23 protein-coding genes are annotated in these 23,287 nt (G+C 71.4%); 6 read left to right on the top strand and 17 right to left on the bottom strand.

Annotated elements, in window-relative coordinates; all coding sequences use genetic code 11:
- The first annotated feature begins 3 nt into the window (after positions 1-3).
- The 3 genes from L0965_RS09020 (at position 4) to L0965_RS09010 (ending at position 2,781) form a co-directional block, all read left to right on the top strand.
- Positions 4-993 carry a branched-chain amino acid ABC transporter permease gene (locus L0965_RS09020; RefSeq protein ID WP_060960328.1) on the top strand — a complete coding sequence of 330 codons (990 nt, stop codon included), beginning with the start codon at positions 4-6 and terminating at the stop codon, positions 991-993.
- 130 nt (positions 994-1,123) lie between these two features.
- On the top strand, positions 1,124-1,999 hold the full coding sequence (locus tag L0965_RS09015; protein ID WP_197425781.1) for an ABC transporter ATP-binding protein: 876 nt from the start codon (positions 1,124-1,126) through the stop codon (positions 1,997-1,999).
- A gap of 56 nt (positions 2,000-2,055) precedes the next feature.
- Positions 2,056-2,781 carry an ABC transporter ATP-binding protein gene (locus L0965_RS09010; protein WP_101307269.1) on the top strand — a complete coding sequence of 242 codons (726 nt, stop codon included), beginning with the start codon at positions 2,056-2,058 and terminating at the stop codon, positions 2,779-2,781.
- Between the two features lie 203 nt (positions 2,782-2,984).
- Here L0965_RS09010 and L0965_RS09005 read toward each other — a convergent pair whose 3' ends face one another.
- From L0965_RS09005 to groES, 3 genes are all read right to left on the bottom strand, one after another.
- Positions 2,985-4,247 (bottom strand): ABC transporter substrate-binding protein, encoded by a 1,263-nt coding sequence (locus L0965_RS09005; protein ID WP_060960326.1) that lies wholly within the window; start codon positions 4,245-4,247, stop codon positions 2,985-2,987.
- 181 nt (positions 4,248-4,428) lie between these two features.
- Positions 4,429-5,361, bottom strand: coding sequence for an EamA family transporter RarD (gene rarD / locus L0965_RS09000; protein ID WP_101306835.1), 933 nt, complete (start codon positions 5,359-5,361; stop codon positions 4,429-4,431).
- A 198-nt stretch (positions 5,362-5,559) separates the two neighbouring features.
- Complete coding sequence (gene groES / locus L0965_RS08995) at positions 5,560-5,856, bottom strand: co-chaperone GroES (RefSeq protein ID WP_005050391.1); 297 nt, start codon at positions 5,854-5,856, stop codon at positions 5,560-5,562.
- Between the two features lie 241 nt (positions 5,857-6,097).
- Between groES and L0965_RS08990 the strand changes: the two genes are divergently transcribed.
- Both L0965_RS08990 and L0965_RS08985 read left to right on the top strand, forming a co-directional pair.
- The gene (locus L0965_RS08990) at positions 6,098-7,354 is read left to right on the top strand and encodes a PHB depolymerase family esterase (protein ID WP_198553637.1); all 1,257 of its coding nucleotides are present in this window, start codon (positions 6,098-6,100) and stop codon (positions 7,352-7,354) included.
- 23 nt (positions 7,355-7,377) lie between these two features.
- A complete protein-coding gene (locus tag L0965_RS08985; protein ID WP_101306837.1) occupies positions 7,378-8,574 on the top strand; it encodes a methyltransferase domain-containing protein in 1,197 nt (398 codons plus the stop codon).
- A gap of 16 nt (positions 8,575-8,590) precedes the next feature.
- Here the strand turns inward: L0965_RS08985 and L0965_RS08980 are convergent, their stop codons facing one another.
- From L0965_RS08980 to coaA, 9 genes are all read right to left on the bottom strand, one after another.
- Positions 8,591-9,055 (bottom strand): hypothetical protein, encoded by a 465-nt coding sequence (locus L0965_RS08980; protein WP_101306838.1) that lies wholly within the window; start codon positions 9,053-9,055, stop codon positions 8,591-8,593.
- Positions 9,052-10,107 carry a tRNA (adenosine(37)-N6)-threonylcarbamoyltransferase complex transferase subunit TsaD gene (gene tsaD, locus L0965_RS08975; RefSeq protein WP_101307270.1) on the bottom strand — a complete coding sequence of 352 codons (1,056 nt, stop codon included), beginning with the start codon at positions 10,105-10,107 and terminating at the stop codon, positions 9,052-9,054. Before tsaD ends, L0965_RS08980 begins: the two co-directional genes overlap by 4 nt.
- The gene (gene rimI / locus L0965_RS08970; RefSeq protein ID WP_101306839.1) at positions 10,104-10,613 is read right to left on the bottom strand and encodes a ribosomal protein S18-alanine N-acetyltransferase; all 510 of its coding nucleotides are present in this window, start codon (positions 10,611-10,613) and stop codon (positions 10,104-10,106) included. The genes tsaD and rimI overlap by 4 nt, the downstream gene beginning before the upstream one ends.
- Positions 10,610-11,302 (bottom strand): tRNA (adenosine(37)-N6)-threonylcarbamoyltransferase complex dimerization subunit type 1 TsaB, encoded by a 693-nt coding sequence (gene tsaB / locus L0965_RS08965; RefSeq protein ID WP_101306840.1) that lies wholly within the window; start codon positions 11,300-11,302, stop codon positions 10,610-10,612. Before tsaB ends, rimI begins: the two co-directional genes overlap by 4 nt.
- Positions 11,303-11,346: 44 nt before the next feature.
- Positions 11,347-11,850 (bottom strand): tRNA (adenosine(37)-N6)-threonylcarbamoyltransferase complex ATPase subunit type 1 TsaE, encoded by a 504-nt coding sequence (gene tsaE / locus L0965_RS08960; RefSeq protein ID WP_101306841.1) that lies wholly within the window; start codon positions 11,848-11,850, stop codon positions 11,347-11,349.
- A complete protein-coding gene (gene alr, locus L0965_RS08955; RefSeq protein ID WP_101306842.1) occupies positions 11,847-12,971 on the bottom strand; it encodes an alanine racemase in 1,125 nt (374 codons plus the stop codon). Before alr ends, tsaE begins: the two co-directional genes overlap by 4 nt.
- Positions 12,968-13,363 (bottom strand): holo-ACP synthase, encoded by a 396-nt coding sequence (locus L0965_RS08950; protein ID WP_101306843.1) that lies wholly within the window; start codon positions 13,361-13,363, stop codon positions 12,968-12,970. The genes alr and L0965_RS08950 overlap by 4 nt, the downstream gene beginning before the upstream one ends.
- A 249-nt stretch (positions 13,364-13,612) precedes the next feature.
- Entirely contained in the window at positions 13,613-15,463 is a 1,851-nt protein-coding gene (glmS, locus tag L0965_RS08945; RefSeq protein ID WP_101307271.1) for a glutamine--fructose-6-phosphate transaminase (isomerizing), read from the bottom strand.
- Positions 15,464-15,523: 60 nt separating this feature from the next.
- Positions 15,524-16,471 carry a type I pantothenate kinase gene (coaA, locus tag L0965_RS08940; protein ID WP_060960316.1) on the bottom strand — a complete coding sequence of 316 codons (948 nt, stop codon included), beginning with the start codon at positions 16,469-16,471 and terminating at the stop codon, positions 15,524-15,526.
- Positions 16,472-16,570: 99 nt separating this feature from the next.
- On the opposite strand from coaA, the gene L0965_RS08935 reads away from it, so the two are divergent.
- Positions 16,571-17,512, top strand: coding sequence for a Ppx/GppA phosphatase family protein (locus L0965_RS08935; protein ID WP_060960315.1), 942 nt, complete (start codon positions 16,571-16,573; stop codon positions 17,510-17,512).
- Positions 17,513-17,786: 274 nt separating this feature from the next.
- Here the strand turns inward: L0965_RS08935 and glmM are convergent, their stop codons facing one another.
- The 5 genes from glmM to L0965_RS08910 all read right to left on the bottom strand — a co-directional run bounded on the left by glmM (position 17,787) and on the right by L0965_RS08910 (position 23,230).
- Positions 17,787-19,130, bottom strand: a complete 1,344-nt coding sequence (glmM, locus tag L0965_RS08930; RefSeq protein WP_060960314.1) for a phosphoglucosamine mutase — start codon at positions 19,128-19,130, stop codon at positions 17,787-17,789.
- Between the two features lie 6 nt (positions 19,131-19,136).
- Positions 19,137-19,634 (bottom strand): 30S ribosomal protein S9, encoded by a 498-nt coding sequence (gene rpsI / locus L0965_RS08925; RefSeq protein ID WP_005050408.1) that lies wholly within the window; start codon positions 19,632-19,634, stop codon positions 19,137-19,139.
- Positions 19,635-19,661: 27 nt separating this feature from the next.
- The gene (gene rplM / locus L0965_RS08920; protein ID WP_060960312.1) at positions 19,662-20,108 is read right to left on the bottom strand and encodes a 50S ribosomal protein L13; all 447 of its coding nucleotides are present in this window, start codon (positions 20,106-20,108) and stop codon (positions 19,662-19,664) included.
- 372 nt (positions 20,109-20,480) lie between these two features.
- On the bottom strand, positions 20,481-21,419 hold the full coding sequence (locus L0965_RS08915) for a UTP--glucose-1-phosphate uridylyltransferase (RefSeq protein WP_060960311.1): 939 nt from the start codon (positions 21,417-21,419) through the stop codon (positions 20,481-20,483).
- Between the two features lie 146 nt (positions 21,420-21,565).
- Complete coding sequence (locus tag L0965_RS08910; protein WP_234057979.1) at positions 21,566-23,230, bottom strand: ATPase; 1,665 nt, start codon at positions 23,228-23,230, stop codon at positions 21,566-21,568.
- Positions 23,231-23,287: the final 57 nt, after the last annotated feature.

Here is a 23,287-nt window from a genome sequence, read left to right as displayed (position 1 = left end):
GCCATGGATTGGGGCGCCATCATCGGCAACACGCTCGGCTATCTGCTGAGCCCCGTCACGATCGCGTACGCGCTGGCCGCGACCGGCCTCGCGGTGCACTTCGGCTACGCGGGCCTCCTGAACTTCGGCATGGCCGGGTTCATGGCCCTCGGCGCCTACGGCTACGCGATCTCGATCCTCACCTTCGGGCTCCCGTGGTACCTCGCGATGATCGTCGGCCTGCTGCTGGCCGCCGTCTTCGCGGTCATCCTCGGCATCCCGACCCTGCGGCTGCGCGCGGACTACCTCGCGATCGTCACGATCGCGGCCGCGGAGATCGTGCGCCTGCTGTTCACCACGCAGGTGTTCGACGAGTGGACGAACTCCGCCGACGGCCTCGGCAACTACAACGGGAGCTTCCAGTCGGCCAACCCGTTCCCGTCGCTGCCCGGCGGCGCGCGCTACGGCTGGGGGCCCTGGCAGTTCACGGCGCAGCAGCTCTGGGTCGTCGTGTTCGGTCTGGTGCTGCTCGCGGTGTCGATCTTCGTGGTCTGGGCGCTCATGCGCAGCCCGTGGGGACGCGTGCTCAAGGGCATCCGCGAAGACGAGGACGCCGTACGCTCCCTGGGCAAGAACGTCTTCGCCTACAAGATGCAGGCGCTCGTCGTCGGCGGCGTGATCGGCGCGCTCGGCGGCATCGTCTACGTGCTGCCGTCCGCGGTGATCCCGTCGAGCTACACGACGGCGCTCACCTTCTTCCTGTGGACGATCCTCCTGCTCGGCGGCGCGTCGACCATCTTCGGTCCGTCGCTCGGTGCCGTCCTGTTCTGGATGGTGATGGCCCTGCTCGGCAACCTCCTCCCCGAGATGGCGAAGGCCGGCTGGCTGCCGATGAGCGACATCCAGGCGGGCACGCTGCGCTTCATCCTCGTGGGCGTCGCCCTCATGCTCATCGTGATCTTCCGGCCGCAGGGCATCCTCGGCGACAAGAAGGAGATGACCTTTGTCAAGTGATCAGAACCCCCAGGGCGTCCCCGACGCGACCGCGCCGGTGACGACCGCGACGGGCAGCATCCGCCGCCCGAAGAAGACCGGTCTCGCCACGGGCGCCGCCGTCCCGGGGGTGGCGAAGGTCGACCCGATCATGGTGATCGATGACGTCACGCGACGCTTCGGCGGCCTCACCGCCGTCGACGTCGACCACCTCGAGATCCCGCGGCACGCCATCACGGCGCTCATCGGCCCCAACGGCGCCGGCAAGACGACCCTGTTCAACCTGCTGTGCGGCTTCGACAAGCCCAACTCGGGCACGTGGTCGTACGACGGGAAGAACCTCGCCGGCATCCCCGCCTTCAAGGTGGCCCGGATGGGGCAGGTGCGCACGTTCCAGCTGACCAAGGCCCTGTCGCTGCTGACGGTGCTCGAGAACATGAAGCTCGGCGCGCCCAAGCAGAAGGGCGAACGGTTCTGGTCCGCCTTCATCCCGGGCATCTGGCGCGGGCAGGAGACGGCGAACGAGGAGAAGGCCCGCGGCCTGCTGCAGCGCTTCAAGCTCGACACCAAGGAGAAGGACTTCGCCGCATCGCTGTCGGGCGGCCAGCGCAAGCTCCTGGAGATGGCGCGGGCGCTCATGAGCGATCCGCAGCTGGTCATGCTGGATGAGCCGATGGCGGGCGTGAACCCCGCGCTCACGCAGTCGCTGCTGGATCACATCCTGGATCTGAAGGATCTGGGCGTGACCGTGCTGTTCGTCGAACACGACATGCACATGGTGCGCCACATCGCGGATTGGGTGGTCGTCATGGCCGAGGGCCGCGTCGTCGCGGAGGGCCCGCCGGACTCGGTCATGCAGGACAAGGCCGTCATCGACGCGTACCTCGGCAGCCACCAGGACGTCGACCTCGGGGTCGTCACGGGCCGCATCCCGGGAGAGCTCGACGAGTCCGCCAAGGAGCTGCTCGAGGAGATCGAGGACGTCGAGGCCGCGAGCATCGCCGAGGCCGAGGAGGAGAAGAAGTGAGTGCATCCACGGGCCCGGGAGCCGTCGCGCAGGCCGCACCCGCGGCATCCGACGAGATCGTCGTCGAGGTCTCCGATCTCACCGCCGGCTACCTGCCGGGCATCAACATCATCAACGGCGCGAACCTCGTCGCCCGCAAGGGCGAGCTGATCGGCATCATCGGTCCCAACGGCGCCGGCAAGTCCACGCTGCTGAAGTCGATCTTCGGGCTCGTGAAGGTGCGCGGCGGCGACATCACGGTGAACGGCGAGTCGATCGTGGGCCTCAAGGCCGACAAGCTCGTCCAGCGCGGGGTGGCGTTCGTCCCGCAGACGAACAACGTCTTCCCGTCGCTGTCGATCGAGGAGAACCTGCAGATGGGGCTCTACCAGAACCCCAAGATCTACGCCGCCCGCCTCGAGTTCGTGACCGGCATCTTCGCCGAGCTCGGCAAGCGCCTCAAGCAGCGCGCCGGCTCGCTGTCCGGCGGCGAACGGCAGATGGTGGCGATGAGCCGCGCCCTCATGATGGACCCGTCGGTGCTGCTGCTCGACGAGCCGAGCGCCGGGCTGTCGCCCGTGCGTCAGGACGACGCCTTCATCCGCGTCTCCGACATCAACAAGGCGGGCGTGACGACGATCATGGTCGAGCAGAACGCGCGCCGCTGCCTGCAGATCTGCGACCGCGGCTACGTCCTCGACCAGGGCCGCGACGCGCACGAAGGCACGGGGCGCGACCTGCTGAACGACCCGCAGGTCATCGGTCTCTACCTGGGTACGCTGGGCACGGACGAGGAGCACTGAGCACCCCGTCCGGCACGACCGAAGAGGCCCCCTCCCGCCGCGAGGGGGCCTCTTCGCGTTCGGGGATGCCGTGGCATCCGCAGCGGCGCCGCGGGCGGCGGGCCGCGCCGGCACACGGCGGGCCGCGCCGCACGCGGCGGGTCGCGCCGCACGCACGGGAAAGGGCCCCGGATCGCTCCGGGGCCCTCTCTACGCGTCGAGTGTCAGCGCGTGTCGATGCGGGTGTGCATGTTGTCGGCACCGAACTGGAAGATGCCGATGGACGCCTGCGTCGGGTCGCCGTGCTCGTCGAAGGTGATCGGGCCGGAGTAGCCGTCGTAGTCGGCCACGCCGCCGCCGAGGATGATGTCGGCGCACTCGGAGAACGAGGTGCACTTCTTGCCATCGCCCGAGCCGCCGGAGACCTCCTGCAGCTTGCCCGCCATGTCGGCGCCGGTGGTCGACTTCGCCGCGAGGGCGGAGAGGGCCAGCAGCACGACCGCGTCGTAGGACTCGGCCGCGTACGAGTAGTCCTCGAGCGCGGCGTTGCCGGCGGCGGTCCACGTGGTGTTCAGACGCTCCTTGAAGTCGTCCTCGAGCACCGGTCCGGGCGTGGTGCCCTTGGCGCCTTCGAGCGACACGGAGACCTTGTCGCCCCACTGCTTGAGGTTGCCGTCGACGAGGTAGAAGTTGCTCGCCGGCAGACCCGCGTTGACCAGGAGCGGGGCGATCGTCGCGAACTGGTCGAACGTGACGAGCACGACCGCGTCCGGCTTGGCGGCCGCGATCGTCGCCACCTGGGCGTCGAAGGAGCTGTCGCCGTCGTTGTAGGACGCCTCGGCCACGACCTTGCCGCCGGTGGACTCGAAGACATCCTTGACGACACCGAACAGACCGGTGCCGTAGGCGTCGTTCTGGTAGATGATGCCGATGTTCTTGTGGCCGTCCTCGGCGATCAGGTTGCCGAGCACCTCACCCTGCAGCAGGTCGCTGGGGGCGGTGCGCCAGTACAGGCCCTTGTCGTCCCAGTTGGTGAAGTCGGGCGAGGTGTTGGCGGGCGAGAAGGTGATGATGCCGGCCGCGACGTTGGAGTCGAGGAACAGCTTCGTGACACCCGATGCCGCCGCACCGATCATGGCCGAGACGCCGGCGCTCTGCAGCTTGGGCACCGTGGTCTCGAAGGCCTTGTTGTCGGCGTCGCCGGAGTCGCCGGGGGTGAAGTCGACCGTGATGCCCTTGGCCGCCTTGTTCACCTCGTCGACGGCGAGCAGGACGCCAGCCTCCTCGGGCGGGCCGAGGAAGGCGAGGCTACCCGTCTGCGGCAGCACGCTGCCGATCTTGAGGGTCAGGTCCTCGGCCGGGCCGCTGCTTTCGCTGGGCGTAGACGAGCCGCCGCCGGCACAGCCGGCGAGCAGAACGGCGCTGACGGCGGCCACGGCGATACCGCCGAGCACCTTGCCAGCCCGCGAACGTGTGAAGACGCTCATGTTGCTCCTTGATCTGGTTGACACGGGGCGAGCTCGGGAGCCTCCCCAGTGGGTCAAACCTAACGGCCTGGTCGCGTCCGGATTGTTGCGATGCGTTAACGGTGTGAAACGGAACGGTCACGGTGCGATAACGGTCGCGGCGGGCCGCGCGGCGGGTCTCGCGGTGGGCCGCGCGGTGGACTCAGACCAGATCGACGACGTCGGCCGCGCCGCGGGCGCGCCGCCCGGCGATCAGCGAGTCGGCGCTGAGAACGATGAGCGCCACCCAGACGAGTCCGAACCCGATCCACCGCTCCAGCGGCATCGGCTCCTGGAGGATCCACGCGCCGGTGATGAACTGCAGGATCGGCGCGACGAACTGGAGCAGGCCGATGACGGTGAGCGGGGCACGGCGGGCGCCGCTGGCGAACAGCAGCAGCGGCACGGCCGTCACGACGCCGGCGAGGGTGACCAGCGCGGTGTGGCCGGCTCCCTGGGTGCCGAAGACGAGACCGGTCGTGCTCGCGACGACGACGAGCTGGATGAGCGCGATCGGGGTGAGCCACAGGGACTCGAGCGTGAGACCGCTGATCGCGTCGACGCGCGGACCGATCTGCTTCTTGACGAGCCCGTAGGCGCCGAAGCTGGCGGCGAGGGTGAGGGCGATCCAGGGGAAGGATCCGTACGCGACGATGATGACGATCACCGCGAGGCCGGCGAAACCGATGGCGACCCACTGCGCGGTGCGCAGGCGCTCCTTCAGCACGATGACACCCAGCAGGACGGTCACGATCGGGTTGATGAAGTAGCCCAGGCTGCCCTCGATGACGTGCCCGGTCAGGATGCCGATGAGGAAGACCTGCCAGTTCACGTAGATCAGCAGACCCGCCACGATGGTCCAGAACACGAGACGGCGGTCGCGCAGGATCGCGAACAGCTTGCCCCAGGTGCGCGTGACCGTCAGCAGCACCGCGCAGAACAGCAGCGAGAAGAGGATGCGCCAGACGACGATCTCCCACGGCCCGATCGGGGCGAGCGTCAGGAAATAGAGGGGCATGAAGCCCCACAGGAAGTAGGCCGCGAAGGCATAGATCCCGCCGAGCCGCTCCTCGCGTGCGGTGTCGGCGGGTGTCATGAGACAAAGCCTACGACGGTCCTGACACTCGGATGCCGCGGCATCCTGCCGTTCAGCGTGCGCGAACCGCCATGTTCTGTGCGAGCCGCCACATTTCGGACGGGACGGGCCGTGGCGGCTCGACCGGGGTGTAGCGGCTCGCGAGGGGATGCAGAAGGGCCCGGATGCCGAGGCATCCGGGCCCTTCTGTGCGAATCGTCAGCGGACGACGACCGCCAGCACGTCGCGAGCCGACAGGACGAGGAACTCGTCGCCGCCGAACTTCACCTCGGTGCCGCCGTACTTGCTGTAGATGACGCGGTCGCCGACGGCGACGTCGAGCGGGACGCGGTTGCCGTTGTCGTCGATGCGGCCGGGGCCCACGGCCACGACCTCGCCCTCCTGGGGCTTCTCCTTGGCGGTGTCGGGGATGACGAGGCCACTGGACGTGACCTGCTCAGCCTCGACCTGCTTGATGACGATGCGGTCCTCGAGCGGCTTGATGGAAACCGACACGGTCTACCTCTTTCTTGCTGGGCGTGATGCTTCAAGACTCGTTAGCACCCACAGGGGTGGAGTGCTAACAGAAGTCTAGGGCGGAGTTGGCACTCGTGCAACGCGAGTGCCAACCGTGCGACACGGAGCCCCCCTGTTACATGAATCATGTTTCACCTAACATCGGCTCTGGGCTCCCCTGAGCCGGGACCGCCGGGCAATGGTGCCCGGTCGAAGGCGGGAGCCGGATCGGAGCAGACCGATGACATCCCCCCGCATCCCCCGACGCCGCGCCGTGGCGGCGATGCTGACGGCCGCCGCACTCGCGGCCGCCGGACTGCTCGCCGGGCCGCTGGCGACACCCGCCACGGCGGCGACCGGGTCGTGGACCACCGAGTCGATCGCCGGCATGAACGTGCGCCTCTACACGCCGGCGAGCGCGCCGACGCTCGGCGCCGGTCGCGCCCTCATGGTCAGTCTGCACGGCTGCGTCCAGACGGCCTCCACCCTGCAGACGGCCGGCAACTGGGCGGCGACCGCCGAGAGGTACGGCATGGTCGTCGCCCTGCCCGACGCCCCCAACGGCGGCGTCGTGCTGGGCTGCTGGGACTACTACGACGCGAACCACTCGCGCACCTCCCCCGCCCGCCACGACGACAACCTCCTCGCCCTCGTCTCCACCCTCACCGCACGCGGCACCCTGGGCATCGACGCGGCGCAGGTGTATCTGTCGGGACTGTCGTCGGGCGGCGGCGAGACCATGGTGATGGGCTGCCTCGCCCCCGACGTGTTCGCGGGCATCGGCATCAACGCCGGGCCCACCGTCGGCACCACGTCCGGTCAGATCGGCAGCGTCGCCGTGTCGCAGACCCAGGGCCGGAACACCTGCACGACGTTCGCCGGCTCGGCATCCGGAGCCTTCGCGACGCAACTGACCTCGGTGGTCTACGGGTCGAACGACACGACGGTCGCTCCCGGCTACAACACGCTGAACGCGCAGATCATGGCGGGCATCTACGGCGCCGGGTCGACCTCGACGTTCGCGCTCACCGGTCTCGCCGGAACGAACACCGCGGGCTCGGGCACGCTCTACGCGGATGCCGCGGGTCCACGTGTCTCGCTGATCCAGAACACCGGGCTCGGACACAACTGGCCCGCGGGCGGCGGCCCGGGCGGATCGTACGTGTCGACGAACAGCATCGACTACCCGGCCTACGTCACGGGCTTCTTCTTCCAGAACAACCGACGCGTCGACCGCTCGGGCACTCCGACGCCCACGCCCACGCCCACCCCTACCTCCACTCCGACGCCCACGCCGACGCCGACCGCGCCGGCGGGCTGTGTGACCGCGTCCAACGCGGACCACAAGGCGGCGGGCCGCGCCACGAGCTACGGCACCAACCCCTACAACCCGTACTACGCGGTCGGGAGCCTCGACTACCTGGGACAGGGGGATGCGACCGTGACGAGCCTGCAGCAGGTGTCGGCGACGCGGTGGACCAAGGTGGCCGGCTGCTGAGCCGACCCGCATAGGCTGGCCGGATGGAACGCGCCGAGCTCACCGCCCTGCTGACCGCCGACGGTCTGCGGCTGGTCGATGAGCTCGGCGCGATCGATTCCGCCGACGACGTCGCCCGCACGGTCTCACGGCTGCGCGCCGCGGGGCTGTCGCCCGAGCTGGTCTCGGCCGCCGTCGGCCAGGCGCGGCTGCGTACCCGCGCCCGCGCCAAGTTCGGCGAGTTCGCCGACCGCATGCTGTTCACGAGGGCGGGGCTGGAGCAGGCGACGCGGCTGTCGATCGCCGCCCGTCACGCCGGCCGCTTCCGCGATGCGGGCGTACGGCGCGTGGCAGACCTCGGATGCGGCATCGGCGGCGACGCGCTCGCCCTGGCCGGCATCGGGCTGGAGGTGCTGGCCGTCGACGCCGACGAGACCACCGCCGCCCTCGCCGCCTACAACCTGGCACCGTTCGGCGACGCGGCGACGGTGCGCCACGCCCGCGCCGAGGAGGTGCCGCTCGACGGCATCGACGCCGTCTGGCTCGATCCCGCTCGGCGCACGGCGGGACACGCCGAGACCGCCCGGCTCGGCGCGGCCGACTGGTCGCCGTCGCTGGACTGGGTGTTCCCGCTGGCCGCGCGGATGCCCGCGGGCATCAAACTCGGGCCCGCCTTCGACCGCGCCCTCATCCCGGACGATCCCGCCGGAGTGGAGGCCCAGTGGATCAGCGTCGACGGGTCGACGATCGAGCTCGTCCTCTGGACGGGCGCGCTCGCCCGCCCGGGGGTGCGGCGGGCCGCCCTCGTCCTCCGCGCGGGCGCCGCCTCCGAACTGACGGCCGACGCGGACGCGCCCGACGCCGAAGTGCGCCCGCTCGGCAGATTCGTCCACGAGCCCGAGGGCGCCGTCATCCGTGCCCGGCTCATCGGGGAGGTCGCGCGCCGGCTCGACGCCGGCATGCTCGCCCCGGGCATCGCCTATCTCACCTCGGATGCCGAGGCCACGAGCCCCTTCGTGCAGACCTTCCGCGTCCGCGAGCAGCTGCCGACCGATGTCAAGGCGCTCGCCCGCGCACTGCGCGAGCGCGAGATCGGCACGCTCGAGATCAAGAAGCGGGGCGTCGACGTCGATCCGGCCGCACTCCGCACGAAGCTGAAGCTGCGCGGCCCCGGCACGGCCACCCTCATCCTCACCCGCGCGGGGACGTTACGGGTGGCGGTGCTCGCCGACCGGGTGTGACCCCACGGCGGCGGCGTCAGCCGAACAGAGGCCCCTGGGTGGAAGCCCACCACAGCCATCCCGCACTGTAGGCGAGCGAGAGCAGGCTCAGACAGAGCGCCCACACCGCGACGGCGCGACTCTCCCACGGCCGGCGAATCGCCACGATCGCCAGCACCGCGCCGACGAGCCCGATGAGGAAGCCCCACCCCACGAGCATCGAGACGATGAGCCCCAGCACGGCGAAGGTGAGCGCCCACGGGGCGCTGCGCGGCAGGACCTCGGGCGGCGGCGCCCAGCGCACCTCGGGCTCGGGCATCCAACTCGACTCCCCCTCCCCCGCGACCACGGGCGTCGCCAGCGGCACGGGTTGGGTGAACTCGCGCTGGAAGCCGCCCCGGTGCTCGCCGGGGAGCGCCGCGGTCGCCGCGGGCGCCACGTCGTCGGAGGGCGCCTCGACGCGCGGCTCGGGCGAAGGTGCGGGGGTACGCTCGTCGCTCATCCGGCCACCTGGATCTTGGTCACGGGCAGGGTCGAGTCCGCACCGAAGCCGAGGTGCGAGGCCGGGCGTCCGTGAGCGATGAGCTCTGCAGCCAGCGCGGCGATCATCGCTCCGTTGTCGGTGCACAGGCTGAGCGGCGGGATGCGCACCGCGACGCCGGCCTCCGCCGCGCGCGTCAGCGCGACCTCGCGCAGGCGCCGGTTCGCGATGACCCCGCCGCCGAGGAGCAGCCGCGGCACGCCGTGACGCGCGCACGCGTCGAGCGCCTTCGTGACGAGCACGTCGACGACCGCTTCGCGGAACGAGGCGGCGACGTCGGATACGTCGGGTGCCCGCCCGTCGGCCTCGGCCTGCTCGACCCATCGCGCGACGGCCGTCTTCAACCCGGAGAACGAGAAGTCGTAGCGGTGCGCCGCCATGTCCGACGCACGCGACAGCCCTCGCGGGAACCGGATCGCCGCCGGGTCTCCGGTTGCCGCGGCGCGATCGATCTCCGGGCCGCCGGGATAGGGCAGCCCGAGGATGCGCGCGATCTTGTCGAAGGCTTCCCCCGCCGCGTCGTCCAGCGTCTCGCCGAGCAGCTCGACGTCCGACACGAGGTCGCGCACGAGCAGCAGAGAGGTGTGACCGCCGCTGACGAGGAGCGCGATCGTCGGGTACTCCACGTCGTCGCCGGTCAACAGGTCGGCGGCGATGTGGCCCACGAGGTGGTTGACGGCGTACAGGGGCTTGTCCAGCCCGACGGCGAGCGCCTTCGCCGCGCCGATGCCGACCATGAGCGCGCCGGCCAGGCCCGGTCCGCTCGTGACGGCGACCGCGTCGAGGTCGGACAGGGCGATCCCCGCCTCCGCGACCGCGGCGTCGATCGCGGGCTGCAGCGCCTCCAGGTGGGCGCGGGCGGCGACCTCCGGCACGACGCCGCCGTAGCGGGCGTGCTCGTCCATGGAGCTCGCGATCGTGTTGCTCAACAGGGTGCGGCCGCGCACGATGCCGATGCCGGTCTCGTCGCAGCTCGTCTCGATGCCGAGCACGAGGGGTTCGGTGGCCGTCACGAGCACGCTCCCGCATCCGTCGAGGTGGCGCCCGCCGCCGCGGTGCGGGCGGCGGCCCACCCCACGAGGTCGAGCTTCATGACGACGGCGTCCACGTCGTCGGGCTGGTAGTAGCGGGGACGGCGGGCAATCTCGATGAAGCCCTCCGAGAGGTACAGCGCGGACGCCGTCGGGTTGTCGGCGCGCACCTCGAGGAACACCTCGCGGGCGCCGCGCTCGCGCGCCGCGTCGAGCAGGGCGCGCAGCAGCAGGCGTCCCCGGCCCCGTCCACGGGATGCCGCGGCGATCGCGATCGTCTGGATGTCGGCGTCGGCCGCGCGCGCGACGGCGCGCACCCCGCCGTAGCCGACGAGCCGGCCGCCTTCGACGTCGACGAGGTAGCGCGCGTGCGGCGACGCGAGCTCCTCGCGCATCATCGCCGCGCTCCACGCGTCGGTCGGGAACGAGGCGCGCTCCAGCTCCATGATGGCGGGAAGGTCGTCCGCCGCCGCGGGTCGCAGGCTCATCCGGCCGCCCCCGACGGACGGGCGGCGGCGCTGCGCGGGAGGGTGACGTCGGGAGCGCGCAGATACAGCGGCTCGGGACCGGCGAGGGTCCGCCCGGCGGCCACCGCGCGCGCCGCGAGCACGGCGAGCACGGCCGCGCTGACCGCGGCGACGTCGCGTCGCACGGCGCCGATGCGGGCGAGGAGGTCGTCGATGTCGGCGCGGGGGCTGAGGGCGGGGCCGTCGGTGCGGATCGGGATGCCGTCGGCATCCACCCCCTCGTACACCGAGTACGCGACCTCGCGCCGGCGGGCGTCCGTGACGACGGCGAACCGCTCCGGCTCGGCGAACGGGTCGACCAGGGCGGTGGCCAGAAGGATCTCGAGAGCGGCGGCGTCGTGGCTGGGCACGGCGACCACCGGCAGCTCCCGGGCCAGGGCGAAGGCCCGCGCCGCGGCGATGCCGACCCGCAGCCCCGTGAAGGGTCCCGGACCCATGCCCACCGCGACGTGGGTGAGCACGACCGGCTCGCTCACGCCGGTCTGACCGAGCGGACCGCGTTCGGCCTCGACGAGCGCCTGCCGCAGCAGGTCGCCGATGACCTCGGCATGGCCGAGCGGGTTCGCGCTTGCGCTCTCCGCCCGCACGGCCCCGTCGGGATCGACGATGCCGACGGCGGTGCCGAGCGAGGTGTCGATGCCGAGGATCACCGTTCCAGGGTAGTCGGGGTGCGCGCGCCGGCGGGCAGGACGGCTCAGCCGTGGCGGGTGATGCGGACGAGGCGCGGAGCGGCGTCCTCCATCGCGGCCGCATGCGGGCCGGCCGTGCCGCAGGCGTTGTCGACCCCGGTGCCGCTCCAGCCGCGGTCGATCTCGACCTCCCACCAGCGATCCGCCACGGCATCCGCGAAGGGCGCCGCCCACTCGGCGATGACCACGGCGTTCTCGAAGTCGATGTCGAGGTCGTCGAGCTCGCCGTCGGTGCCGAGACGATACGCGTCCACGTGGACGAGGGCGGGGCCGTCGCCCAGCGACGGATGGGTCCGCGCGATGACGAACGTCGGACTCTGCACGCGTCCGCGCACCCCGAGGGACTCGGCGATGCCGCGGGTGAGGGTGGTCTTGCCCGCCCCCAGCGGCCCCGTCAGCACGACGAGGTCTCCCGCGCGCAGGGCCGCGCCGAAGGAGCGTCCGAGGTCCTCCATGTCCGCGGGCGATGCGACCTCGCGCTCGCCGAGGAATCCGTCCAGTCCGCTCATGCGCTCCCCTCCCGCCGCGGCACGCGCGGGCCGATGCGCGTCACGATCTCGTAGTTGATGGTGCCCGCGGCATCCGCCCACGCCTCCACCGGCGGGGCACCGAGGGTCGGATCGCCGAACAGCACCACCTCATCGCCGACGGCGACCGGATGATCGCCGACGTCGACGACGAACTGGTCCATCGCGATCCGGCCCGCGACCGGGAACACCTCGCCGCCGATGCGCACGGCCGCCCCGCCCGAGGCGGCGCGCGGGACCCCGTCGGCGTACCCCGCCGGCACGAGCGCCAGCGTGGACTCCTGCGCGGTGCGGTGACGGTATCCGTACGAGACGCCCTGCCCGGCCGGCACCCGGCGGACGGCGGCGACGGCCGCGCGCAGCGTCATCGCGGGACGAAGGCCCAGGTCTGCCGATGTGCGCTCGGGGAACGGCGACAGCCCGTAGATCGACACGCCGAGCCGCACACAGCCGAAGCGCGACTGCGGAAGGGCGATCGCCGCGTGCGAGGCGGCGATGTGTCGCAGCTGCGGGGCGAGGCCGTGGGATGCCGCGAGCGCGAGCGCGTCGGTGAACCGCCCGATCGCGGCACGGTCGTCGTCGGCCGACGCGTTGGAGAGGTGGCTGAAGATCCCGATGACGCGCAGCCGCCCGATGCGCTCGAGCCGTGCGGCCTCCGCGAAGGCGGTGGCGTAGGCGGCCGGAGCCAGACCGTTGCGGCCGAGGCCCGTCTCGAGCTTGAGGTGCACGCCGACGGGACGGTCGCCGGATGCCGCGGCCGCGGCGGCCTGCAGCTGGTCGAGGCTCGACACGCCCAGCTCGATACCGCGGCCGGCGGCCTCGGCGAAACGGGCTCCGGGGGCGTGCAGCCACGCCAGGATCGGGGCGTCGATGCCGGCGCGTCGCAGCGCGAGCGCCTCGTCGATGTCCGAGACTCCGATGCGCCGCGCGCCGCCGTCGAGGGCCGCACGGGCCGAGCGGACCGCGCCGTGCCCGTACCCGTCGGCCTTGACGACGGCGATGACCTCGGATGCCGTCAGCTGTCGCAGATGACGCACGTTCGCGCTGATCGCGGACGTGTCGATGAGAGCTTCGCGCAGCACGCCCTCCGGAGGTCGGCTCACGCGTCCCCCTCGATGTCGCGGATGATCGGCCCGCCGCCCGCCGCGGACTCGGCGACGACGTAGGCCGCGGCCAGTCCGGCGTCATGGCTGAGCGAGAGGTGGATCATGCCGATGCCGCGGGTGGCGACCGTCGCGGCGGTGTCGCCGCTGAGCGCGAAGACGGGGCGCCCCGAGGGCTCGCTCGCGACCTCGATGTCGGTCCAGTGCACGCCGTCAGAGCCGCCGAGCGCCTTGATCAGCGCCTCCTTCGCCGCGTAGCGTGCGGCGAGCGAGTGCGGCTTCAGGCGACGCTCCGCGGGCGCGAAGAGGCGCTCGCGCAGTCGCGGCGTGCGCTCCAGCGACCGCTCGAAACGCGGGATGTCGACGAGGTCGACGCCGATTCCGATGATCACGGCATCCCCCTGTTCTGCTCGGCGGCGTGGTGGTCGACCTGTTCTGCTCGGCGGCGTTGTGGTCGACGCCGCGTCGCCCGCGCCCCGCCAGCCTACTGGCGCCGCATCCCGATCGCCGCGGCCGGCCTGCCCGCGCTCGCGCTCGCGCTCGCGAGAAACCACTCCCGCGCCGAAAAACCCGCCACGGAGTGGCTTCTCGGCACGCAAGATGCGTCTCGCGGTGCGGCGCGAGACGCGCGGCGGCGCGGGTTACTCGACCGTGACGGACTTCGCGAGGTTGCGCGGCTGGTCGACGTCCAGGCCCTTCGCCGTGGCGAGGCCCATCGCGAACACGTGCAGCGGCACGACGGCCAGCAGCGGCTCGAACAGGGGCCCGGCGAGCGGGATGCGCAGCACCTCGTCGGCGAACGGGAGCACCGCGGCATCCCCCTCTTCGGCGACGACGATCACGCGGGCGCCGCGAGCGCGGATCTCCTGGATGTTGGAGACCACCTTCTTGTGCAGCTCGGCCGACTCGCGCGGCGACGGCACGATGACGAACACGGGCTGGCCGGGCTCGATGAGCGCGATCGGGCCGTGCTTGAGCTCGCCGGCGGCGAAGCCCTCGGCGTGGATGTAGCTGATCTCCTTGAGCTTCAGCGCACCCTCGAGGGCGATCGGGTAACCGACGTGACGGCCGAGGAAGAGCACCGACTGCGTGTCGGCCATCCAGCGCGAGAACTGCTCGATGTGCGCCTGCTCCTCGTCGAGCACGCGCTGGATCTTGCCGGGGACGGCCTCCAGCTCGCGCACGTGCAGCGCCTGCTCGGCGTGCGAGATGGTGCCGCGCACGCGCGCGACGTGCAGCGCGAGCAGGTACAGCGCGGTGATCTGGGCGACGAAGGCCTTGGTGGATGCCACGGCCACCTCGGGTCCGGCGTGCGTGTAGATCACGGCATCCGACTCGCGCGGAATCGTCGCGCCCTGCGTGTTGCAGATCGACAGCGTCTTCGCGCCGTGCTCGCGCGCGTACTTGACCGCCATGAGCGTGTCCATCGTCTCGCCGGACTGGCTGATCGAGACGACGAGGGTGTCCTCGCCGATCACCGGATCGCGGTAGCGGAACTCGTGGGCGAGCTCGACGTCGACGGGGATGCGCGTCCACTGCTCGAGCGCGTACTTGCCGGTCTGGCCCGCGTACGCGGCGGTGCCGCACGCGATGACGACGATGCGACGGATGCCGGTGAACAGCTCGTCCATGCCGTCCAGCTCGGGAATGGTCACGGCGGCGTCGTGGAGGCGCCCGCGGATGGTGTTCGCGACGGCCTCGGGCTCCTCGGAGACCTCCTTGGCCATGAACGACGACCAGCCGCCCTTCTCCGCGGCGGAGGCGTCCCAGACGACCTCGAAGGGCTCCACCTCGACGGGCGCGCCGGCGAAGTCGGTCACCTCGACGCCGGCCGGGGTGATCGCCACGATCTCGTCCTGCCCGATCGCGAGGGCGTTGCGGGTGTGCTCCACGAAGGCCGCGACGTCGGATCCGAGGAAGTTCTCCCCGTCGCCGAGGCCGATGACCAGCGGCGAGTTGCGGCGGGCGCCGACGACGAGTCCCGGCTGGTCGCGGTGCATCGCGAGCAGGGTGAACGCCCCCTCCAGGCGCGCGACGACCGTGCGGAACGCGGCGACGAGGTCGCCCGAGGCCTGGTACTCGCGGCCGAGGAGGACCGCCGCGACCTCGGTGTCGGTCTCGGAGCGGAACGTGAAGCCCTCGCTGAGCAGCTCGGCCTTGAGCTCGGAGAAGTTCTCGATGATGCCGTTGTGGATGACGGCGAGCTTGTCGTCGTCTGCCAGGTGCGGATGCGCGTTCGCGTCGGTCGGGCCGCCGTGGGTCGCCCAGCGCGTGTGGCCGATGCCGGTGGTGCCGTCGGGCATGGGGTGGGCGGCGAGGTCGTCGCGCAGCACCTGGAGCTTGCCGGCGCGCTTGCGCATGTCGAGATCGCCCTGACCGTCGATCACGGCGATGCCGGCGGAGTCGTAGCCGCGGTACTCGAGGCGGGCGAGCCCGGACAGGAGGATGGCCTGGCTGTCGCGCGGGCCCACGTATCCGACGATTCCACACATGGGGTCCATGCTAGGTCCGGGTATTTGCGCGGATCCCTCACAAACGCCGTGAGATTGTGCTCAGAGTTTGCGCAGCCGCACCGACTCGACGGCGTGCGCCGCCGCCTTCTTCAGCACGAGAGTCGCCCGATGCCGCGTGGGCGCGACGTTCTCGCGGAGGTTCGGCAGGTTGATGTCGTTCCAGTAGCCGAGCGCCGTGGTCACCGCCTCCTCGTCGGAGAGCTCCGCGAACACCTTGAAGAACGAGTGGGGGTTGCTGAAGGCGCCGCGCCGCAGGGCGAGGAACCGGTCGACGTACCACTGCGCGATGTCGGCCTCGTCGGCATCCACGTAGATCGAGAAGTCGAACAGGTCGCTGACGGCGACGTCGTTCGGCGTCGGGGGCGGCGAGAGCACGTTCAGCCCCTCGACGATCACGACGTCCGGGCGGCGCACGGTGACGTGGGCGTCCGGGACGATGTCGTACCGCACGTGGGAGTAGAACGGCGCCCGCACCTCCGCCGCACCCGACTTGACCTCGGTGAGGAAGCTGACGAGGGCGCGCCGGTCGTACGACTCGGGGAAGCCCTTGCGGGCCATCAGCCCGCGCCGCTCGAGCTCGGCGTTGGAGTAGAGGAACCCGTCCGTCGTGACCAGCTCGACGCGCGGCGTGCCGGGCCAGCGGCTCATCAGCTCGCGCAGCAGCCGCGCGATGGTCGACTTGCCCACGGCCACCGAGCCGGCGACGGCGACCACGAACGGCGTCGTGGAGTCGGGCTCGCCCAGGAACGCCGCGGTCTCGGCGCCCAGCCGCTTGGTGTTCTCGGCGTAGGTGCTCAGCAGTCGGCTGAGCGGGAGGTACACCTCGCGCACCTCGGCGAGGTCCAACCGGTCGCCGATGCCGCGCAACTGCACGACCTCGGTCTCACTGAGGGGGGTGGGGATGCCGGCCGCCAGCCGGGCCCACTCGGAACGGTCGATCTCGCGGTACAGCGAGTCGATGGCAGTCGTCTCGTCTTCGGTGGACATCGGGCCTACTCTATCCATGCGGCGGCTCCGCCCCGCGAGGGATGCCGGGCCCGCGCCGGCTGTGACGGCGCGGAACCCATCTGTGGATACGCTGAACGCATGCGTCTCGGAGTCCTCGACATCGGCTCGAACACCGTCCACCTGCTCGTCGCCGATGTCCACCCCGGAGGACGCCCCCAGGCCACCACGAGCCAACGCACGGTGCTGCGCCTGATGCGCTACCTCGAGCCCGACGGATCGATCAGCGAGACGGGCGTGACGGCGCTGGTGGATGCCGTCACCCAGGCGCGCGCGGTCGCCCAGGCCGAGAACGTCGTCGAGCTGCTCGCCACCGCGACGAGCGCCGTGCGCGAGGCCGCCAACGGCGCCGACGTGATCGCCCGGATCGAGGCGGCGCTCGGACAGGAGCTGCAGGTGCTCGGCGGCGAGTCCGAGGCCCGTTTCACCTTCCTCGCCGTGCGTCGCTGGTTCGGCTGGTCGGCGGGCCAGATCCTGCTCTTCGACATCGGCGGCGGATCGCTCGAGGTGGCCTCGGGCGCCGACGAATTGCCGGACGTCGCCGCCTCCGTCCCGCTGGGAGCCGGCCGGTCGACGGTGGAGTTCCTGCCGCACGACCCGCCCGGGGAGGATGCCGTCGAGGTGCTGCGCGACCACGCGCGCGGCGTCCTGGCGCCCGTCGCCGAGCTCATGTCCGGCCAGCCGCGGCCGAATCACGTGGTCGGATCGTCCAAGGCGATCCGCTCCCTCGCCAAGCTCGCAGGCTATCCCGCCCCCGGCTGGAGCGGCAGCGAGCGGATGCTGCTGCCGCGCGGCGCGCTGGGCTCGTGGATCCCGCGGCTCGCGCGCATCCCGGCATCCGCTCGGCAGGAGCTGCCCGGCATCACCGCCGATCGCACGTTCCAGATCGTCGCGGCGGCCGTCGTGCTGCACACCGCGATGACCGCGCTGGACGTCGACGAGCTCGAGGTGAGCCCGTGGGCCCTGCGTGAGGGCGTGCTGCTGCGGTACATCGAGTCGCTGAGCTGGCAGGAACCGGCCTGACGCCGCGCATCGACCGGTCGGGAGCTTCCCCGGCCGTCCGCGCGCGGCATCCCGGGGCCGGAGGGGGAGCGACCCCTCCGTCTGGGGGATGCGGGGGGACATCGACGGAGGGGTCGCGCACCCCAGTCGTCAAACCCGTCGCACCCCGTCCCTGTCGGGTCAGGGCGCGGGGAATGGGCATGTGAGTGCACGCCCAGGGTAGAGTCGCCGCCGATCGCGGCGCCACTGCTGGGGCGACGTTTAACAGACGCTTAACGTGCGGCGCCCACGGCGTTCAGCCGCGGACGATGTCCGCGAGCTCGTCGGCGATGCGCTGGGCGTCCTCCTGCGAGGCCGCTTCGACCATCACCCGCACCATCTGCTCGGTGCCGGAGGGCCGGATCAGCACCCGTCCGCTGTCGCCGAGGGCCGCTTCGGCGACCTGCACGCCCGCCAGGACGTCCGCATCGGTCGCGCGCGAGCGCTCGACGCCGCGCACGTTGATCAGCACCTGCGGGAACACGGTCATCACCGCGGCGAGCTCGGCGAGCGACCGGCCCGTGCGGGCCATCTCGGCGCACAGGTGCAGCCCCGTCAGCACCCCGTCGCCGGTGGTCGCGTAGCGGCTCATGATGACGTGTCCGCTCTGCTCGCCGCCGAGCGAGTAGCCGCCCTCGTTCATGCGCTCGAGCACGTAGCGGTCACCGACCGCCGTCTGCTCGACGGCGATGCCCTGTGCGGCCATCGCGCGGTGCAGTCCGAGGTTGCTCATGACCGTCGCGACGAGCGTGTCGTTCTTCAACCGCCCGTCGCGCTTCATCGCCACGGCGAGGATCGCCATGATCTGGTCGCCGTCCACCAGGGTGCCGTCGGCATCCACCGCGAGGCAGCGGTCGGCGTCGCCGTCGTGGGCGATGCCGACGTCGGCGCCGGTGCGCACGACCTCCGCGGCGAGACGCTCCATGTGCGTCGAGCCGTAGCCGTCGTTGATGTTGATGCCGTCGGGGTCCGCGCCGATGACGGTGACCTTCGCCCCGGCGTTGCGGAACGTCTCGGGCGAGACCCCGGATGCCGCGCCGTGCGCGCAGTCGAGCACGACGTGAAGGCCGTCGAGGCGGTGGGGAAGGGAGGCGAGCAGGTGGATCGCGTAGCGGTCCTCGGCATCCGAGAAACGCACCACACGACCGACGTCGCCGCCGGTCGGGCGCAGCTTCTCGCCCGACATCGCCTCTTCGATGCGCCGCTCGACCTGATCGGGGAGCTTGACGCCGCCGCGCGCGAAGATCTTGATGCCGTTGTCGGGCGCCGGATTGTGGGATGCCGAGATCATGACCCCGAAATCGGCGTCGATGTCGCCGATGAGGTAGGCCGCGGCCGGCGTGGGCAGCGTTCCCGCATCGAGCACGTCGACGCCGGAGGAGGCGAGACCCGCCTCGACCGCCGCGGACAGGAACTGGCCCGACACGCGAGGATCACGCGCGATGACGGCGGTGAGCCGCTTTCCCGCGGCCTTGCGCGCCTCGGCGATACGGCCCTGGCCCAGGACGACGGCAGTCGCCTGGGCCAGGGTGAGCGCGAGGTCGGCGGTGAGGGGGCCATTGGCCAGGCCCCGCACACCGTCCGTCCCGAACAGCGCCATGAAGCTTTAGCGCTTCGAGTACTGCGGAGCCTTGCGGGCCTTCTTGAGACCGGCCTTCTTGCGCTCCTTGACGCGAGCGTCGCGCGAGAGGAAGCCGGCCTTCTTCAGGGTCGGGCGGTTGTTCTCGGCGTCGATCTCGTTGAGCGCACGGGCGATGCCCAGGCGCAGCGCGCCGGCCTGGCCCGAGGGGCCACCACCGGAGATGCGCGCGATGACGTCGTAGCCACCGGCGAGGTCGAGGACCGTGAACGGGTCGTTGATGAGCTGCTGGTGCAGCTTGTTGGGGAAGTAGTCCTCGAGGGTGCGACCGTTCACCGTGATGGTGCCGGAGCCCGGGATGAGGCGGACGCGCGCGATGGCCTGCTTGCGGCGGCCGACGGCGGCACCGGGAACCGACAGCACCGGGCGGGGCGCGGCAGCGGCCTCGACCGGGGCGCTCTCGGTGGTGTAGCTCTCCGCGTTGTCGAGGGTGTTCTCTTCGATGGAGTCAGCGATCTTCGCCATGAGTTGTCCTTATGTCTCTCGGCGCGCTTACTGGGCGACCTGGCCGAAGGTGTACGGGGTGGGCTGCTGGGCCGCGTGCGGGTGCTCGGCGCCCACGTAGACCTTCAGCTTCGACAGCTGCTGGCGGCCCAGGCTGTTCTTGGGGAGCATGCCGCGGATCGCCTTCTCGACGGCGCGGACCGGGTTCTTCTCGAGGAGCTCGGCGTACGAGGTGGCCGTGAGGCCGCCCGGGTAGCCCGAGTGGCGGTAGGCCATCTTCTTCTGGAGCTTCTGACCCGTGAGGGCGACCTTCTCGGCGTTGACGACGATGACGAAGTCACCGGTGTCGATGTGGTTCGCGAAGGTGGGCTTGTGCTTGCCGCGGAGGATGGCGGCGGCGTGCGAGGCGAGGCGTCCGAGGACGACGTCGGTCGCGTCGATGACGACCCACTCACGGGTCACTTCACCGGCCTTGGGGGTGTAGGTGCGCGTCACAGTAGTGCTGCTTTCTTGATTCGAACGGAGAGGTTCGTGAATCCCGCTCCGGGGTGGTTCGCTGCGCGGTGACGGTGCACGATGCAGGGGAACACGCCAGTGGAGGGCTCACGTTCGCGGTGCCGGCCGCAGGCAGCGCGAGCACCAAAGGGAGAGTCTACGCCATGCGGATGCCGCGGCAAAACCGGACGTGCGACGGGCGCCGTGAGAAAAAGGGCGACCGAGGGGCCGAAGGGATACTCCGGGCCCCTCGGTCGCGGCGGCCGCACGCGGGGGGTCGGCGACCGCCAACCGGTCGTGTGGGGACACTACCGGGGGCTGAGGGATCTTCAGCGGACGCCGGTGACGGCGCCGCGTTTATCGGTAACCAGCCTACCGGGCGGAGGGGCTCTGCACCGTAGCCCCGGCCGGAGAAACATCCGTCGCCGCGAGGCCCGCCGCGAACTGCTTGATCCAGGGTCGTAGCTCGGGTCCGAGGTCGTCGCGGTCCACGGCCAGCTGCAGGATCGCCTTGATGTAGTCGACCCGGTCGCCCGTGTCGTACCGGCGACCGCTGAAGACGACGCCGTAGACGCCGGGGCCCTCGGGGTCGGCCGCGAGCTCGCGGAGGGCGTCGGTGAGCTGGATCTCGCCGCCCTTGCCGGGAGCGGTGTGCGCGAGCACGCCGAAGACCTCGGGGCCGAGCACGTACCGGCCGATCACCGCGAGGTTCGACGGCGCCTCCTCGCGGGACGGCTTCTCGACCAGATCGAGCACCCGGTACGAGCCGTCGGGGTCGCGGTCGCCGACGGTGGCCACGCCGTAGAGGTGCACCTGTTCGGGGTCGACCTCCATCAGGGCGACGACCGCTCCGCCGGTGCGCTCGTGCACCGCGAGCATGGTCGGCAGCAGCGGGTCGCGCTCGTCGATCAGGTCGTCGCCGAGCATGACGACGAAGGAGCAGTCGCCGACGTACGAGGCGGCGCGGGAGACGGCGTGACCGAGGCCGCGCGGCTCGCCCTGGCGCGTGATGTGGATGTCGGCGAGCTGCGAGGAGTGGGCGACCTTGCCGAGCTTGGCCGTGTCGCCCTTCGTCGTCAGCGCCGTCTCGAGTTCGGGAACCGAGTCGAAGTGGTTGGCGATGTTGTTCTTGTTGCGGCCGACGATGATCAGCACGTCGCGGATGCCGGCGGCGACCGCCTCCTCGACGACGTACTGGATGGCCGGCTTGTCGACGACGGGGAGCATCTCCTTCGGCATCGCCTTGGTGGCGGGAAGGAACCTCGTGCCGAGACCGGCGGCGGGGATGACGGCTTTGTAACGGGGGGACATGCGATCTCCTGCGGGGCGTAGGGGGGTGTGCTCCGAGGCGTCCGGGGACGCGCGCGTATCGCGAGCATAGCGAACGACGTCACATCGTCTGTGACGGGGATGCGACGGCTCGATGACGAGCGCGGACGTGGCCGACGAGCGCGGACTCAGGCGTGCGCCGCGAGCGCCGGAGCCGGGATCATCGACTCGAGCACGACGTCGTCGCCCTCCTGATACAGGAGCGTGCGGCCCGCGAACGGGCGCATCGGCATGACGGCGCGCGGCAGCGCGCCGGAGGACGCGACACGCACGTGCAGCACGCCGTCGGCGCCTGTCGTGATCTCGATGCGCGCCGCGCGCGCACCGGAGTGCTTGACCGCGTTGACGAGCGCCTCGTTGACGACCTCGGTGACGATCGGTGCCGCCTCGGAGCGTTCGACGGCGGCGACGGCGCCGTCGTCGATGCGGGTGTCGAGCTGCATGATGGGCTCCCAGCCCGCCAGCATCCGTCGCAGCTCGCCGCCCGACTCGATCTCGGCGGCGCGCACCGGGGCGATGACCTCGTCGAGGGCGCGATCCGTCTCGGAGCGGAAGCGCGCGATCTCCCGCGCCGTCGGGGCGTTCTCGTCGACGTGCGCCGCGAAGATCACGCACCGCCCCTGCACCCGTCCGTGCAGGGTGGATGCCGCCTGGAGCAGCGGCAGCTGCGCGCGGCGCGTGCGGTCGGCGAACTCCCCCGCGGCGCGGGCGAGCTCGACGGTGGAGCGCGCCGCCTCCTCGCGTGCGCGCCGGCGCGTGTCGATGGCGAGCGCCAGGACGATCGCGGCGAGCGGCATCGCGACCAGCGGGATCAGCATGACGGCGCCCGTGTCGGGCAGCAGCAGGTGTCCGACGGCGGTCGTGGCGGCGCCGGCGAGGATCCAGACCAGCAGGAAAGCGATGCCGCGGGTGCGCGGCGCAGCCGTCGGCAGCGCGCGCAGCACGGCGCCGGCGGCGAGGTCGACGAGCACGACCGCGACGGCCGCGGCGAGCACACCCACGACGTCGGGCAGCGTGACCAGGAACGGCGCGCACATGAAGAGGTAGAGGACGCCGACCCACAGCAGCGGCGTGGGCTGCAGCCGCTCCACGCCACGGCGGCGCGCGGCCGACAGCGGCCGCGGCGTCCACAGCGCAGGCACCGGAGGGCTGGCCGCAGCCAGCTCCTCGAGGCGGTGGCTGGCGGTGCGCACCCGCTCGGAGAAGTCTCGGACGGCGTCGAAGTCGACGGTGCCGGCGAGCATCGCGTCGCGTTCGGTGCGCAGCTCGGCGACCATGCCGCGCACGACCAGTCGCGCATCCCGCTCGTCGTTCAGGACCTGCTGGCTCGCGGCATCCAGTCGACCGAGGGCGTGCGCGAGCCGGTCGACCGTGGCCCGCGTCTGGGAGTACTCGGTCGTGATGATCGCGATCAGGGAGAAGAGGCCGAACGCGACGACGAGGTTGGTGCCGGTGCGGGCGAGCCACACGCCGTTCGAGTGGCCGTGGAAGACGATGCCCACGAGCATCTCGTTCAGGACCGGACGGACGAGGGCGACGGCGACGAGGGTCGTCGTGACGAGGATGCCGCGCACACGGTGATCGCGCATGCGGCGTTCGGCTGCGGCGACGGCGAGGACGGGCAGTGCCAGCAGGGTCCATGCCATCGCGGCGGCCGCGACGCCCTGGCCGTAACCGTCCGGACGGCCGTCGACGACCGGGACGAGCAGGAGCGTCGCGATCGGCAGCGACACGATGGCGCTCCAGCGCGTGAAGAAACGACCGCTTCCCGCCGCATCCCAGTACGCTGACACGACGTTGATCGTGCGCGACCCACCGCGGGCCATCAGGTGCACCCCAACATTCCTACC

This window comes from Microbacterium sp. NFH-22A-Y (assembly GCF_021401375.1).
GTDB lineage: Bacteria > Actinomycetota > Actinomycetes > Actinomycetales > Microbacteriaceae > Microbacterium > Microbacterium hominis.
Note: the sequence above shows the minus strand (reverse complement) of the source record. Positions and strands in the feature narration are given on the sequence as shown.

Bases quoted from the DNA above. Each gene is read 5' to 3' on its own strand.
- coaA (WP_060960316.1), bottom strand. From the start codon at position 16,471: ATGTCCACCGAAGACGAGACGACTGCCATCGACTCGCTGTACCGCGAG.
- L0965_RS09015 (WP_197425781.1), top strand. From the start codon at position 1,124: ATGGTGATCGATGACGTCACGCGACGCTTCGGCGGCCTCACCGCCGTC.
- glmM (WP_060960314.1), bottom strand. From the start codon at position 19,130: ATGGCGCTGTTCGGGACGGACGGTGTGCGGGGCCTGGCCAATGGCCCC.
- L0965_RS08935 (WP_060960315.1), top strand. From the start codon at position 16,571: ATGCGTCTCGGAGTCCTCGACATCGGCTCGAACACCGTCCACCTGCTC.
- rarD (WP_101306835.1), bottom strand. From the start codon at position 5,361: ATGACACCCGCCGACACCGCACGCGAGGAGCGGCTCGGCGGGATCTAT.
- L0965_RS09020 (WP_060960328.1), top strand. From the start codon at position 4: ATGGATTGGGGCGCCATCATCGGCAACACGCTCGGCTATCTGCTGAGC.
- L0965_RS08980 (WP_101306838.1), bottom strand. From the start codon at position 9,055: ATGAGCGACGAGCGTACCCCCGCACCTTCGCCCGAGCCGCGCGTCGAG.
- L0965_RS08915 (WP_060960311.1), bottom strand. From the start codon at position 21,419: ATGTCCCCCCGTTACAAAGCCGTCATCCCCGCCGCCGGTCTCGGCACG.
- rimI (WP_101306839.1), bottom strand. From the start codon at position 10,613: ATGAGCCTGCGACCCGCGGCGGCGGACGACCTTCCCGCCATCATGGAG.
- L0965_RS08985 (WP_101306837.1), top strand. From the start codon at position 7,378: ATGGAACGCGCCGAGCTCACCGCCCTGCTGACCGCCGACGGTCTGCGG.
- rpsI (WP_005050408.1), bottom strand. From the start codon at position 19,634: ATGGCGAAGATCGCTGACTCCATCGAAGAGAACACCCTCGACAACGCG.
- L0965_RS09005 (WP_060960326.1), bottom strand. From the start codon at position 4,247: ATGAGCGTCTTCACACGTTCGCGGGCTGGCAAGGTGCTCGGCGGTATC.
- L0965_RS08990 (WP_198553637.1), top strand. From the start codon at position 6,098: ATGACATCCCCCCGCATCCCCCGACGCCGCGCCGTGGCGGCGATGCTG.
- glmS (WP_101307271.1), bottom strand. From the start codon at position 15,463: ATGTGTGGAATCGTCGGATACGTGGGCCCGCGCGACAGCCAGGCCATC.
- tsaE (WP_101306841.1), bottom strand. From the start codon at position 11,850: ATGAGCGGACTGGACGGATTCCTCGGCGAGCGCGAGGTCGCATCGCCC.